The sequence below is a fragment of the Alistipes sp. UBA1686 genome (assembly GCF_002320215.1).
GTDB classification, from domain to species: domain Bacteria; phylum Bacteroidota; class Bacteroidia; order Bacteroidales; family Rikenellaceae; genus Alistipes; species Alistipes onderdonkii.
Genome location: NZ_DCKA01000004.1, coordinates 48,091 through 61,566, shown reverse-complemented (window position 1 = coordinate 61,566; position 13,476 = coordinate 48,091). Strand labels below are relative to the sequence as shown.

General features: G+C 61.8%; 12 protein-coding genes. 1 reads left to right on the top strand and 11 read right to left on the bottom strand.

Annotated elements, in window-relative coordinates:
- Positions 1-90: 90 nt before the first annotated feature.
- The 3 genes from B3C38_RS01020 to rd all read right to left on the bottom strand — a co-directional run bounded on the left by B3C38_RS01020 (position 91) and on the right by rd (position 1,568).
- Positions 91-453, bottom strand: coding sequence for a hypothetical protein (locus B3C38_RS01020; RefSeq protein ID WP_018694682.1), 363 nt, complete (start codon positions 451-453; stop codon positions 91-93).
- A 281-nt stretch (positions 454-734) separates the two neighbouring features.
- Positions 735-1,343, bottom strand: a complete 609-nt coding sequence (locus B3C38_RS01015) for a superoxide dismutase (RefSeq protein ID WP_167496245.1) — start codon at positions 1,341-1,343, stop codon at positions 735-737.
- 57 nt (positions 1,344-1,400) lie between these two features.
- Positions 1,401-1,568 (bottom strand): rubredoxin, encoded by a 168-nt coding sequence (gene rd / locus B3C38_RS01010; RefSeq protein ID WP_022331860.1) that lies wholly within the window; start codon positions 1,566-1,568, stop codon positions 1,401-1,403.
- A gap of 127 nt (positions 1,569-1,695) precedes the next feature.
- Between rd and B3C38_RS01005 the strand changes: the two genes are divergently transcribed.
- A complete protein-coding gene (locus B3C38_RS01005) occupies positions 1,696-3,072 on the top strand; it encodes a tryptophanase (RefSeq protein WP_195664590.1) in 1,377 nt (458 codons plus the stop codon).
- Between the two features lie 186 nt (positions 3,073-3,258).
- Here B3C38_RS01005 and B3C38_RS01000 read toward each other — a convergent pair whose 3' ends face one another.
- From B3C38_RS01000 to B3C38_RS00965, 8 genes are all read right to left on the bottom strand, one after another.
- Positions 3,259-4,710, bottom strand: coding sequence for a zinc ribbon domain-containing protein (locus B3C38_RS01000; protein ID WP_286724389.1), 1,452 nt, complete (start codon positions 4,708-4,710; stop codon positions 3,259-3,261).
- A complete protein-coding gene (locus tag B3C38_RS00995) occupies positions 4,707-4,991 on the bottom strand; it encodes a hypothetical protein (protein ID WP_286724387.1) in 285 nt (94 codons plus the stop codon). The genes B3C38_RS01000 and B3C38_RS00995 overlap by 4 nt, the downstream gene beginning before the upstream one ends.
- A gap of 8 nt (positions 4,992-4,999) precedes the next feature.
- Positions 5,000-7,171, bottom strand: a complete 2,172-nt coding sequence (locus tag B3C38_RS00990) for a zinc-ribbon domain-containing protein (RefSeq protein ID WP_286724385.1) — start codon at positions 7,169-7,171, stop codon at positions 5,000-5,002.
- Positions 7,172-7,181: 10 nt separating this feature from the next.
- Positions 7,182-9,029 (bottom strand): C25 family cysteine peptidase, encoded by a 1,848-nt coding sequence (locus tag B3C38_RS00985; RefSeq protein WP_153918840.1) that lies wholly within the window; start codon positions 9,027-9,029, stop codon positions 7,182-7,184.
- Between the two features lie 20 nt (positions 9,030-9,049).
- Positions 9,050-10,582 carry a hypothetical protein gene (locus B3C38_RS00980; RefSeq protein ID WP_286724381.1) on the bottom strand — a complete coding sequence of 511 codons (1,533 nt, stop codon included), beginning with the start codon at positions 10,580-10,582 and terminating at the stop codon, positions 9,050-9,052.
- An 88-nt stretch (positions 10,583-10,670) separates the two neighbouring features.
- Positions 10,671-11,246: a hypothetical protein gene (locus B3C38_RS00975; RefSeq protein ID WP_130065212.1), complete on the bottom strand. Its 576-nt coding sequence runs from the start codon at positions 11,244-11,246 to the stop codon at positions 10,671-10,673.
- Between the two features lie 8 nt (positions 11,247-11,254).
- Positions 11,255-12,532, bottom strand: a complete 1,278-nt coding sequence (locus B3C38_RS00970; protein ID WP_286724377.1) for a hypothetical protein — start codon at positions 12,530-12,532, stop codon at positions 11,255-11,257.
- A gap of 4 nt (positions 12,533-12,536) precedes the next feature.
- A complete protein-coding gene (locus tag B3C38_RS00965) occupies positions 12,537-13,475 on the bottom strand; it encodes a hypothetical protein (protein WP_286724374.1) in 939 nt (312 codons plus the stop codon).
- Position 13,476 lies beyond the last annotated feature (1 nt).

Sequence of the window (13,476 nt, the reverse complement as noted above, 5' to 3'; positions counted from 1 at the left end):
ATTTACTCGGAACACGAAAACACGAACGCATCTCCGGGAGAAAAAATCCTCATCCGGGAACATGCGGCAAAACGGGAACGGGAACAGCGGCTAAATCAGGATACGCCCCAGCGAAAAGACATAATAATCGACCGGCTTGGGATGCAGGTCGAAGCAGTCCGAATAAGCCGGACGGCAGGACAGCCCGCGGGCCGACGCCATGGCCCGGGCATCATGGCGCAGACGGACGATCGCCTTCTGGGCGGACGGTTGGACGGGATTTTCGATCGGAGCGTCGCAGGTGAAGACTGCCGCCGTGAAACAATTGTGTGCCGGAACCGGCGTCCGGAGAGTGGACTGGCAAATTCGGTCGGGCTGCGAAACTACCCTACCGGATTGAACCTGAGCGCCATCCAGGCTTCCTGCCAAGACAAAAAGCAAGATGAACAAAGCATATTGAATCCTCTCCAGCATTTCGACCTTACTATTTTCGTGCTGCGAAGATACACTCTTTCGCGCAGAAAACGGAATCCATGGACGAAAAAACGTACATAATGATGAATTTTGAGTACAAAAACACCCATAGCCGGATTCAGGTAATACTCCGGAAACAGGCCCGGCGGATAGCAACGAGCCCCGCCCGGTATATTCCGCCCCGGCAACTGCGAAAGGCCGTGCCCGAAAGGTTTGCCTGCAGCACAAAAGAAAATGCCGCCCCGAAAACCGGAGGCGGCATTTCCAACAGAAACAAACCCTTATTTCTTTTCGTAACGGTCTGCGACGACCTTCCAGTCGATGCGATCCCAGAGGGCGGCGACGGCGTCGGCGCGACGGTTGCGGTAGTCGATGTAGTAGGCATGCTCCCATACGTCGAAGCACATCAGCGGCTTCATGCCGTGGCACATCGGGTTGCCGGCGTTCTGCTCCGTGACGATGGCCAGCTTGCCCGATTTGTCCTCGGCGAGCCAGGCCCATCCCGAACCGAAAAGGCCGACGGCAGCCTTCTCCATCTGGGCCTTGAACTGCTCGAACGAACCGAAATCCGCGTCGATGGCCTTCAGCAACGCCCCTGTCGGACGCGCCTCGCCATCGGGCGAAAGCTGGTCGAAGAAGAACTCGTGGTTCCACATCTGCGCAGCGTTGTTGAAAATCGCGCCGTCGGCCGAAACGACGATGTCCTCCAGCGGCTGCCGGGCGTAAGGCGTATCGAGAATCAGCTCGTTGAGTTTATTCACATACCCCACGTAATGTTTGTCGTGGTGGAAGCGCAGCGTCTCTTCGGAGACCTGCGGTGCGAGAGCGTCGTAAGCATAAGGCAGCTCCTTGGGGGTAAACCGTGCCTGTGCTGCAATGTCTGTTGCCATAATAGGTAAAATTAAAAGTGAAACAATGAGGTTGAACTTAATCATAGCCATCCCGTTTTAGTTTGCTTCGAGCGGTTCGAATGCCCATTTGCCCTCGTTACAGACCGGGCATACCCAATCGTCGGGCAGGTCTTCGAAAGCCGTACCGGGGTCGATGCCGTTCTCCGGGTCACCCGACTCCGGGTCGTAAATGTATTCACAGACGGTGCAACGATACTTTTCCATGCGGTAAAAAAGTTTAAGAAAATCCACACCGGCCTACACAAATATAATACCGATGTCAAATATCTCAAAATATTTTTATAATTTTGAGGAAAAGAACAACAATTTATAACCTAAAACGCTCTTTTCTATGACACTTCCGTATGCAGAACCTTACAAGATCAAGATGACCGAGGCCATCCGCACCTCCACACGTGCGGAGCGCGAAGCATGGATCCGCGAAGCCCGCTACAACCTTTTCAAGCTGCGCAGCGACCAGGTCACGATCGACCTGCTGACCGACTCGGGCACAGGCTCGATGAGCGACCGCCAGTGGGCGGCCATGATGACCGGCGACGAAAGCTATGCCGGAGCCTCGTCCTATTTCCGGCTCAAGGAGACGATCGAAAGCATCTTCGGGATGCCCTATTTCCTGCCCACGCACCAGGGGCGTGCTGCGGAGAACGTGATCTTTTCGGCACTGCTCAAGGCGGGCGACATCGTCCCGGGCAACTCCCACTTCGACACCACCAAAGGGCACATCGAATTCCGCCATTGCCACGCTGTGGACTGCACGATCGACGATGCGGCCGACACCCAGAAAGAGCTGCCCTTCAAGGGCGAGATGGACATCGCCAAGCTCGAAAAAATCCTGCGCGAGAACCCGCGCGAAAAAGTCCCGTGCGTCGTGCTGACCATCACCAACAACACGGCAGGCGGGCAGCCCGTGTCGATGCGCAACATCCGCGAAACGGCCGAAGTCTGCCGCCGCTATGGCGTACCCCTGCTGCTCGACTCGGCCCGTTTCGCCGAGAATGCCTATTTCATCAAGACCCGCGAGGAAGGCTACGCCGACAAGACCATCAAGGAGATCGTCCGCGAAATCTACACCTATGCCGACATCATGACCATCTCGGCCAAGAAGGACGGCGTGGTGAACATGGGCGGATTCGTGGCCATGCGCAGCGAAGAGCTCTACAGGCAGGCCATGACCTTCAGCATCATGTTCGAGGGCTACGTGACCTACGGCGGCATGTCGGGCCGCGACATGGATGCGCTGGCCGTGGGGCTGGACGAAAATACCGAATACGAACAGCTCGACGCCCGCATCCGCCAGGTGAAGCTGCTGGGCGACCTGTTGGACGACTACGGCGTACCCTACCAGCGGCCGGCCGGCGGACACGCCATCTTCGTCGATGCGAAAAAAGTGCTCCCCAACCTGCCGAAGGAACAGTTTATCGCCCAAACGCTCGCCGTGGAACTCTATTTGGAGGCGGGAATCCGCGGCGTGGAGATCGGCTCGATCCTCGCCGACCGCGACCCCGACACGCACGAGAACCGCTACCCGCGGCTGGAACTGCTGCGCCTGGCGATCCCGCGGCGGGTCTACTCGGACAACCACATCCGCGTGATCGCCGCGGCCTGCCGCAACATCTACGAGCGCCGCGCAGAGATCACCACCGGCTACCGCATCACCTTCGAAGCCCCGATCCTGCGGCATTTCACCGTCGAACTGGACAAAATCTGAACCCGAAGATGCGTCCGCCGCTCCACCGGACAGCATCCGCGGAATAGAATATAACGAACCGGGCAGGGAAAAACCCTACCCGGTTTATTTTCGTCGGCCGCAACGGCCCGCCCCCGAAGTCCGCAACCCGAGTCCATCTACCGGGAACAGCCCCCCCCGACGGGCCCGCAACCGCACCCCTGCCTCTTATTGCAGCGATTCGGGAGCCGGGATCAGGAACAGCAGCCCGATCAGCGCGATCAGGCATACCACCACGATCAGGATCGTCTTTCCCCAGTTCCGCTTCTTCGTCCCCGGCACGACCGTCTCGTAGCCCGCAAAGGCTTTCGAATCCGCCTGTTGCGTCGCCGCAGGTTTGGCACCGCCCAGGCGCGCCATCTCCTGCTCCATACGTTTGGAGCGGTCGGCCGACAGCTCGGCCTGCTTCCGGCGGAGGGCCTGCTCGGCGGCCCGGCGTTCGCGCTCCAGCTTCGCCTCGGCCTCACGGGCTTCCTGCTCCTTGCGCGCCTGCTCGGCACAAAGGTATTCGATATACTTCCCGGCACGGAAAACATCCACCAAGACAAAAGTCTCCATCGGGGTGTATTTCTCCTCCAGCCGGATATTTTCGCGGACAAGCCGCTGCAAGGTATCGTAGATGGGTATCAACGGCTTGGAAAGGTACTCCCGCCGCACCGACGAGGCTAGCTCCCCGGCACGTCCCAGCATCGAGGTCTCGAACGCATCGAATCCCCGTGCAAGGTAATAGACCGCCTCGGCCAGCCGGATGTCGTCCTCGCGCTGGCCGAACACCGACCTCAGGCGGTCGACCGCAGCCCCGCCTTTGGGCGACCCGGTGTTGCAGTAGCCCAGGAACCCCCAGAACCGCTGCCAGTAATCGTCGGTGAGCTCCTCTTCGTAAGCCTTCACCGACTCCTCCGGGCAGACGACCGCCCGCGCGAGGAAATACCAGTAGCCGGCCTCGTAGTTCGACGAATTTTCGTGCAGCACGGTGAGGGCTTCGAGGCTTTTCTGCGCCGGTTCGGGCTCCGTCGCCGTGATCAGGCGCGACACGGCCGCCTCCAGTTCGGCACGCTGCACGGAAGTGAGCTCGGCAGATTTCCCGGCGGGCTTTTGCTGCCGCGCCCTGAGGATCGAAGCCTGCGTCGCGGCGTCTATCCGCAACCGCTGCGCCTCGGCATCCAACTGCTGCTTGCACGCCGCATCGAGCGGCCCGGCCCCCGTCGTCCGCACGACGAATGCGCGGTACTCCTCGTGCGCCTGCCGCTCGCAGTTTTCGCAGCGCTTCGACGCCTCGACATAATATTCCAACGCCACCTGCTTGCCGCATTTCGGACATACGACACTGTGGTCGACGTAAATACACTTACCGGAAACCGCACACACGATGGTCTTGCGCGAGTCGTCTTCGGTAATGTTGTTGTGGATCGTGATGTTCGACGCCTCGTATTTCTCCTGCTTGCCGATGATCGTACTTTCATTGATCAGGTTCTTATCGCCGACGAGCGGCGCGGCTTCCGGCGCCTCGGCCGCCGGCGTGCGTTTCACCTCCGCTGCGGCGCAGTCGCAACCGCACTTGTGGCAGAAGCGGGCAGTATCGGCGAGTTTATCGTAACCGCACTTGGGACATGTTTTCATGCTTGTTCGTTGTTTTCTTCGGTTTCACTATCAGCCTCATCCCCGGCAACGGCCTGCTCGACCGCCGAGGCGACCAGCCACCCGTGGCTCATGGTTCCCGTGACGACGACCTCCTGCCGGTCGAACGGCACGAAATAGGGGTCGTTGGCCGGCGCCGCGCCTTCGCGGCAGAGCTTCACGACGCTCATGTCGTCGTCACGCACCAGAAAGGCATAATGCCCTTCGGATTTCGACCCGGCATTCTGCAACCGGATCAGTATTACTCCCTGGTATCTCTCCATGGCCGTGCTCATTTTAGATCCCGCCCGCAGTTGGCGCAGAAACGCACGCCCTGCACGGCTACCGTACCGCAGTCGGGACATACCCGCCCGACGGACTGGGGAGCCTGCGCCTGGGGCTTTGCGGCCGCCTGCTGGTTGTTGCGCGTCGCATATTCGAGGGCACTGTCCTGCGTCTTGTCCACCCGGTCTTCCTGGCGTTCCATCCGTTCGCGGTAACGGTCGCGTTCGGCATCCTTGTTCTGGACGATGTGCCCGGTCATGGTCGTGGCCATATCCTTCATCTCGCGCATCATCTCCAACATACGGTCTTCGTGGCGCTGCGAATCGGCGATACGGGCATCGGCGGCCTGCTGCACCTGTTCGGCGTTCTTTCCCGCCGAGAACGACTCGGCGAACTTCACCGCGGCCTGCGAATCGAGGTTCTCGCCCGCAGCCACGGCCATCAGCTGCTCGGCCGTCATCCGCGCCTTCTTGTCGAGGGCTTCCTGCTTCAGGCGCTCCATCTCGCGCTCGTGATCCAAATCCATCTTCTTGTCCTCGCGGTTGAGCTCCTTGACCTTGCGCAGGCGTTCGATCTGGGCATCCATCTCGGCATTGTCCAGTTCCATCTCCGACTGGCGGTCTGCCCGCTGCAGCTCGCGCTCCCGGGCGCGGCGTTCGTCGGAATACTCGTCCTCGCGCTTGCGATGCGCGAGCGTCAGCTCCTGCAACTCCAGCCCCTGGCGCATCTGCTCCACGGCGACCTGCCCTTCGCCCGCCGTGCGGACTTTCTCGAACTCGATCTGGTCGCGCAGCTGCATGAGCTTGATCGCCTCGCCCCGGCGGTAACGGCGCTCGGCGACGTCGATGCGCAGGTTGTCGACGTCCTCTTCGCGCAGCAGCCCGGTCTTTTCGATGTCGGCCAGTGCAGCCTCCACCTCGTCCTCGCTGCGGGCATCGCGGATCCGTTTCTCGCGCGAAAGCACGGTGTAGAACTTATCCAGCTCGTCGTCGGCCAGCAGGCGGTCTTTATTGACCTGCTGCAACCCCTCATAGAGCTGCATGTCACTGCGTGCATCGGCAATAGCCTGCGAATTGGTCTCCGCAGCCAGGCGGTTGCGGAAATCGTTGGTGCGGCGCAGGTAGTCGAGTTCCTGCTCCGAAAGGTAAAGTTCGCGGCTCAGGCTGCGCAGGCGTTCCAGGTCTTCGTTCGAAGCCACCACTTCGGCCACGCGCTCCAGCGCAAGGCCGTAGAACTGGTCGCCGGAAGCGGCAATCCTGGCCGTGATCGCCTCGGCGACCTCCGCCGGGATCGACGTGCCTTCGACCTGGCGATCCTGCATCACGGCCTGCACGGCATTCTGCATTACGGGCTGCAACTTCTCCGCAATCCTGCGGGTCGTGGCGACGGGCTCGTCCGTCAGGAAATATTCGGCGAAACGATTGAAATCTGCGATACGGAAAATCACGCGCAGACCGACCTGCAAGTCCAGCAGTTTCGTGCGCACGGACATCGGCCTGAACTCGGCCATATCCTCGGCCGTTCCCGAACCGAATACCAGCGAGAAACTCTTGTCGAGCTTGAGCAGCAGCGAGAAAGCCTCGTGCCGTTTCATGCTCTCGATCACGGCATCGAGCGAGCGCTGCCGTTCGGGAGCGTCCTTGTCGTCGAACTTGTCCTTCACGCGGCGTCCCAGCAGGGCGTTTATCAGGAAACGGCCGCTGCCGGCCATCAGCCCCGCAGCCCCGCCCGTACGGCTTTCGAGTACGCGCTTGAGCTCGTCGGGGTCTACGAAATCGTAGATGCCCCCGTGGATTTCGGCCAGCACCTTGCCGTTGGCCTTGATATACGCCGTCGTGCCGTCGTTTACGATCAGCCCCTGCGCCGAATCGTAGCGGATAAACTCCGATTCATTGACCCGGCAGGCGACTTCGCCTTTCTGGATATTCCAGAAAATCTTCTGTTTCACCGTGGCGAGCTCGCCGCCTCCGGCAGCCTGCCCGTCCGGCGCCTGGGACGCCTGTGCAGCGGCGGGTTCGACCGCCGCGCCGCACGTCGTGCAGAACCTGGCGTCGGGCAGCATCGGGGCATTGCATTTCGGGCACACGGGGCCTGCGGGCGCAGCGGCGACGGGCGTACCGCACGTCGTGCAGAACTTCACATCCTCCAGGAGTTCGGAATTACAATTCTGGCATTTCATAGTAGTCGTTCTATTTGGTTGATATGATTGATTTCACGTTTCCGTTCAGGTCGGCGGTCGCCGTATGGCAGCTCTTTATGGTACCGTCCGTCTGCAGGTAATTGAAGGCATAAAACTCGTCGCCGTTGCCGTATTTCATGCGGGTGACGGTCGACAGGCTGCGCGGTTCGACCCCCAGCTGTTCGTACAATTGCCGGTCGACAGCGGCGCGGATCAGCGACAGGTTGCGGTCGACGGCGCTGCGCACCCGGTCGAGCAACGAGGCCGGAGCGGCTTCATAGACGCACTTGCGTTCGACGACCGCGTTGACTGCGCCTTTCGCCAGCGCCTTGACCGCCCGGGGATGCGCCTTCGCCCCCTCCCGGCGCACGCCCACATGCAGGAACGGATCGCCGAAAAGGTTGAACTCGACGATCGTAAGTGCCTGGTGGGGCGTAAAGTAACCGTCGTTATAATCGAAGAAGCTCTGCCGTGCCATGTAGAATGCCTCGCCGGCCGTATACCCCTCGAGCAATTTGGCCATATAGACGTTCGTCAGGCGGTCGGCATTGTCCAGGTCGGCTGCCGAACTGCTCTTCGAAGCACCCCACGCGATGCGCGACGACCCCAGGTAGAGCAGCGTCATGTCGCCCATCGCCGCGAGCAGCATCGTCTCGCCGCGGCCGTAATCCTGGAATTTTCCGCCATAGCACGCCTCGGTCACCACCACGTTCGGTTTCTCAGCGGACGCCAGCTGCCGGGGCGTGACTGCCTCGTAACATTGCTGCTGGTAGGAAGCATAGAAGCTGCATGCGGTCGGGGCATCGCTGCCGTGCAGGTTGAAATAGTAGAAGTCCGCACCCCGGTCGAAAACCTTGTCGACGATCGAACGCTCGACGCAGGGGCTGACAAAAAGGTTCTGCATATAGATACGCTCATCGAGCCGCACGTCGCCCCGGAAGAGTCGGTTGCGGCGGAAAGGCTCGCTGACCGAAGCTGAGGCCGAAAGCCACGTGAGGTCGGTCTGCCCGTAAGCCCTGCCCACGGCCATCGAACCGGGGGCTTTGGCCGCGCGGCGCAGGTATCCGGCCAGGTCGTCCAGCGACGCGTCATGCGCCAGCGGCAGGCGTCCCGTATGGAAATATTGTTCGTACTGGAAAATTTCGGCCGTCCCCAGCATGGGGTAAGTCCGCTCGCCCAGCAGGTAGGCATAAGGGATATCGGAGTCGATATCCGTATCGCTGTAATCGGGATCGGTGATATACTGCGGCAGGACGGGCATGGGAATGACATCGGCGCCTCCGACGATGAACAGGTAGTTGGTTTCATCGTCGGCCGTGCTGCGCCCGAAACGGTAATAGTCCGCCAGCAGGTAACCGTGTTCGACCCACGAATCGGCCGGTGAAAGCGTCACGGCGCGGTTGCGCCCGGCCTCGGGGTTGCGAAAAACATAGTCGCCGGCATCGACGATGCGGTAACGGATGCCGTGTGCCGCCGATGCTTCGGCATAGGCGGCGAGCAACTTGCGCACCGCCGCGGCATCGGTTCCGAATTTGCGGGCCAGAGCCTGCAGGTTGGTGAAGATGACGCCCTCGGCCATAGGCCCCGCCGGCTCCTTCGAGCCCGCGGCCGCGCCGCTTCCGGCCCGGGCGGCTGCCCGGGCGCTTGCGGCGGATGCCGCCCCGCATCCCGAGGGGATTCCGGCGCCATGCGAGGCCGAAGCCGCCGGGGTATCGCCCGCAGCCCGGACAGCCGGGGCAACGGGTGCCGCATCTGCCGCCGGGGATGCCGTCACCGGGCGGGCGGGGAGCCTGGTGCCGCAGCCCCCGCAGAAAAGGTCGTTATCACCGCATTTCTTTCCACAATTGGGACAAAACATCGCGAATCGGTTTTAAAGGGTTAATCAATCCGGACGACTTGGGCCGGCGTACGCTTCAGGTCGGGCATCGCCTCGCCCACGCCGGCACCGATATAGGTCGCATCGCAGATTACATAGCGTTTGTTGCCGAGCTGCATGTAGTCGCCCTTCACCTCGCCTTTGAAGCATACCGCCGCGGCGATATGCGCCGGATAATAGAGCAGCACGACATCCAGCCCCAGCAGATCCTTGACCAGCCGCGCAAAGAGGATCGAACGGTCTTCGCAGTCGCTGTACGGATAGTAGTACATCTCCTCGGCGAAGAGTGTCCGCTCGATGCCGAACTGTGCTTCGTCGGTCTTGTAGGGGAAAGCCCTGTGCAGGTAGTGCAGCAGCAGTTCCGCCGCCTCGCGCTCGCCCTTCCCGGCCACTGCGGCGCGCAGCGGGGGATAGAGTTGCCCGCACACCGGGGCAGTAAGCGCCGTGGCCGCATAGACGCTCCAGTGACAGGGCGGATAATTCGTATAGAAATCCATCAGGTTGCGGTTTACCGTCACCGTCGTCGAAACCACGCCGTCGAAATTGCGGACGGCGGGCGCCGCGGGGTTCTGCGCGAAGAGGGGCGGCGCGGGCATCGCCAGCGACAAAGGCCGCTCCCCGGGGATCGTGAAATTGCAGATATTGTACGACGCGGCCCGCGGGACATCGTCCAGGATATAAAATACCTGGCCGTCGATATTGAAATAGGGACGGGCATAGACCTGCCCGTCGGTGGCCAGCAACAGGAACAGCCGGCCGCCGCCGCGCGCCATGCGCACTTTATAGCCCGCCTCGGCCATCAGGAACGATTGCAGGACGACCGATTCGTTCGTTTTGGGGCCGCAGAATCCGTCGGCGAGTGTCCGCACAAGGTCGTAATAGCCCCAGTCGTTGAGCCCCAGCGCCTTTTTCAGCGCCACGCACTCCGCCGCCACGGCATCGTATGCACCTCCCGAAACACCCTCCCAGGCATTGGCCACGCTGTTCTCCTGCACCGAGGCGAGGTTGAAGCGGTGTTTCGCAGCCAGCGATACGGAACAGCCCGTGCCGTAGAACGTGAACTTGAAGGGATGCGAAACGTCCACCGCCGGAGCCGCGTCGTCCGTCCCCGCGACGGGTTTCCGCCCCTGCTGCACACCGTTATCCCCGGCCCCCTTTCCCGCGGCGGGTTTGCCGGGAAGCACAGGAGTTTCCGCAATCCCGGGCGCATCGGGCATCTCCGGAGCCGGCTCGGGCAGGTCGACCACCTTGTCGTAAGGCATCCTGTCCTGCGTCGGCACAGAGGGCGCATCCGGGTGTTTCATAACGGGGATGTCGGGTTCCCGGCGTTCGGGCACGGGTACCGGAGCCTCGGCGCGGAAAGCCTCCCAGCGCTTGCGCATGAAGTCGGCGCACGCCTTGCGGTAGTTGTCCCGGAATTCGGTATAGGCCTGCCTGCGGCGCGCCTGGTATTCCAGCAACGCCTCCCGGCGGGACTGCGCCGGCAGGGGAAGCACGAAAAGCAGCGACAGCAACAGGGTCAGATAGCGTTTCATAGGCGGAACTGTTACGGGTAAAAGACGGCGGCTTCCCTCGTCCGAGGGGAGCGCCGTCTCTCGATTGGACATGTGCCGGCCAATACGGCTACTGCTGCGAGAAAGCAGCCATCTGCTCCTCGAAGATCTTTTTGAACTGGGCGCGGTCGAATTCCAGGTTGAGTTTGGCATCCTTGGCGATCGCATCCTCGATGGCTGCCTCCAGGGCAGCCTTGGGAAGCTGCATGCAGACATAGTAACGGAACGAGCCGTTGTCCTGGCGGAACATCTTCTCCTCGACGACCTGCACGTCGCGCAACTGCTGGCCGACGGCCGTGTAAGCCAGTTCCTGATACTGCGACTTGTGCTCGGCGGAAACGCCCGTATCCTGGTTCTTCACATAGTTCTCGATGACGAGCTTCACATCGGCCTGGATGGCCGCGGCAAGATCCTGGCGGCAATTCTGCATGGCGATCTTCTGCGCCGTGCTGCGCTCGGTGCTCACGCCGTTCTGCACGGCACGGTAATATTCGGCATTGCTGCGGTACTGTGCGCCGCTGAGCGGAATAGCCTCTTCGACCATGCCCGCAGGGGCAGCGGGCCCGGAGGCCTTTTTCGACGAACTGCACGACACGGCGCCGGCAGCGAGCAGGAGAGCGATAGCTCCAATAAGGGTTCTTTTCATCTTTCGGATTATTTGGTTGTAAGTTTATAGTGCAATGTAAAATCGGCTTCGGAGGCCTTCCCGTCGGCGGAATTCCCGAATCCGATGCTTCCCCTGAGTACGTCCACCCCGTCGGTTGCGGGGCTTATCGAGCCTTGCGCCTCGAACGTTACGCTGCAATCGCCCCCGGCGAGCTGCGGGGGTTCGATCCTTTCAGCCACGATCCGGGCCCCGTCGGCCGGGTTGAACAGCACGATCCGCCGCACCTCGGCCGCCGTCCCGCTTACGCGCAGCTGCATCGTCCCGCGGATCACCCCGCCGGACTGTTCGATCCTGAGCGTGCCCTTGGGCCGGACTGAAACGGCGTCCCCGGCCGGATTGAAAAAGATCGTCTGCGACACGCGCGCACCGCCGAACAGGTAGAGCACTTCGATCTTGTTGATATCGGTCGGCGAAGCGTACTGCGGGTCATAGGAGAGCAGGTAGCGGCCGTCGCCATAGGGCTTGACGGCCATCTCCAGCACCGATTCGCTTTTCAGGCGCGGCTGCACGGCGGTCGTGGCCGGACGGCCGTCGAGCCGCAGGGAATAGACGCACTCGCCCGGCGCCTCGGACTCCACCTCGATCGACACGGCATTGTACAGTGCCCGGTAATTGCGCCGCAGGGTCTCGACATCGCCCTTGCGGGTGGCGTCGAAGAAATAGTCGTACAACCCGTCCAGCTCGTTTACCGCCAGCCGGATACGGTCTATGTCCGTAATCGTGCCCAGTTCGCGCCGCAGCCGTTCATACTCGGCCTGCTTGGCGTCGTCGATGGCCACGAAAGCCTCGATCAGCTGCCGCCGCGTCTGCTCCGGAAAGGGGTACAGCACCGAATATTCATAGCGGTAGGTCTTGGTCTTCTTGCTGTATATCCGCTCCCAGTAGACCGCCTCGGCGTTCGAGAGGGTGATGTCGTTCAGGTAGGGCAGCTGTCCGGCCTCGGTCATCAGCACCGACGAATAATCGCTCATCGCCGAGACCAGCTGGTCGCGCGTGATCTGGCGCGTCGCCATCTTCTCGGCGGACGAGACATTCACGGCCACGGCATTGACGATATACTGCCGGATCGAGGCCATGCATTTCCCCGAGGCGGCGGCAAGGGTCTCCCCCACCTCCGTCACCGCAAAATGCGACCGGTCGGAACTGCCGATCCATGCCGGCTTCCGTTTGCTGCTCGCCTCGACGACCTTGTCCTTCTGGGCAAAAGCCGCCGTCGAGATGCAGAGTGCCGCCAAAAGCAGCGAAATAGGTAATAAACGCTTCATCGGGTCACTTCGTTAGGGATTTAACCTTTTGCGTATCGGAATCGTAGCGCAGCGACACCTTGCCGACAAAGGCGTCGAGCGCAACGGCATCCTTCTTCGCTTTGTAATGGCCGGCGATCAACATGGCGCAATCGGCATCCCCGACCTTGCCCTGGCAATGGGCGAAGAAAAAATCCTCGGCCGCAGCGCTCTGCCCGTCGGCGAGCATGGCACGCACGACGGCGATCCGCAGGTCTTTGCCCGCATATTCGTCGTCCCCGGCCGTGTCGGCGTAGCTGTCGCGCAACCTGACCCACTCGGGCTGCGCCGCATAGGCGGCCTGGGCCTTGCGGGCAGCATGGTTTCGCACGGCCAACGCCCCTGCACCCGCAGAGCAGCAAATCAGCACGACGGCCGCAATGACCGTCACCTTGCGGCGGTTTTGCGCATGCGCCGACGCCTGCCGTGCAAGGGCGTCATCCAGCCGCAGCTGCATGGCATCGAGCCGGGCCAGCACCTCGGCATCTCCGGCAAACCGCTCCCGCACGGAAGCGGCATCCTCGGCAAAGACCCGCGCTGCGGCCCTTACGACCACTTCGCCGGCACTCAACCGCAGTTTCCCCTGCATACGGGCAAGCAGCGACACGGCCAGCGGCACCAGCGCGACGGCGACCAGCAGGTAGAAGATATTGGCGCCCGTAGCGACCCCGGCGAGCAGGCAAAATACCAGCGCCGCAGCGCACAGCGCAGGGAGCATCTTACGGGCCGTATCGCCCAGGGCGGGCAGCGGCACGGCATCCAGCCCGGCAAGCCCCTCTTCGAGGCTCGCGAGCATCAGCCGGGAATCCGCCCCCGCACCGGAGGCAATATCGTTGACGACGGCCTCGACGTAGTCGGCGCCGCAATCCGGGCATAGGTGCTGCGAATCCTCCATTCTATTTCCGCAAACAGGACAGGTTTTCATC

What these genes read in the sequence shown, in the direction of transcription:
- B3C38_RS01015 (WP_167496245.1), bottom strand. Translation starts at nt 1,343, where the DNA reads ATGGCAACAGACATTGCAGCACAGGCACGGTTTACCCCCAAGGAGCTG.
- B3C38_RS00980 (WP_286724381.1), bottom strand. Translation starts at nt 10,582, where the DNA reads ATGAAACGCTATCTGACCCTGTTGCTGTCGCTGCTTTTCGTGCTTCCC.
- B3C38_RS01020 (WP_018694682.1), bottom strand. Translation starts at nt 453, where the DNA reads ATGCTGGAGAGGATTCAATATGCTTTGTTCATCTTGCTTTTTGTCTTG.
- B3C38_RS00985 (WP_153918840.1), bottom strand. Translation starts at nt 9,029, where the DNA reads ATGTTTTGTCCCAATTGTGGAAAGAAATGCGGTGATAACGACCTTTTC.
- B3C38_RS01000 (WP_286724389.1), bottom strand. Translation starts at nt 4,710, where the DNA reads ATGAAAACATGTCCCAAGTGCGGTTACGATAAACTCGCCGATACTGCC.
- B3C38_RS00990 (WP_286724385.1), bottom strand. Translation starts at nt 7,171, where the DNA reads ATGAAATGCCAGAATTGTAATTCCGAACTCCTGGAGGATGTGAAGTTC.
- rd (WP_022331860.1), bottom strand. Translation starts at nt 1,568, where the DNA reads ATGGAAAAGTATCGTTGCACCGTCTGTGAATACATTTACGACCCGGAG.
- B3C38_RS00975 (WP_130065212.1), bottom strand. Translation starts at nt 11,246, where the DNA reads ATGAAAAGAACCCTTATTGGAGCTATCGCTCTCCTGCTCGCTGCCGGC.
- B3C38_RS01005 (WP_195664590.1), top strand. Translation starts at nt 1,696, where the DNA reads ATGACACTTCCGTATGCAGAACCTTACAAGATCAAGATGACCGAGGCC.
- B3C38_RS00970 (WP_286724377.1), bottom strand. Translation starts at nt 12,532, where the DNA reads ATGAAGCGTTTATTACCTATTTCGCTGCTTTTGGCGGCACTCTGCATC.
- B3C38_RS00995 (WP_286724387.1), bottom strand. Translation starts at nt 4,991, where the DNA reads ATGGAGAGATACCAGGGAGTAATACTGATCCGGTTGCAGAATGCCGGG.
- B3C38_RS00965 (WP_286724374.1), bottom strand. Translation starts at nt 13,475, where the DNA reads ATGAAAACCTGTCCTGTTTGCGGAAATAGAATGGAGGATTCGCAGCAC.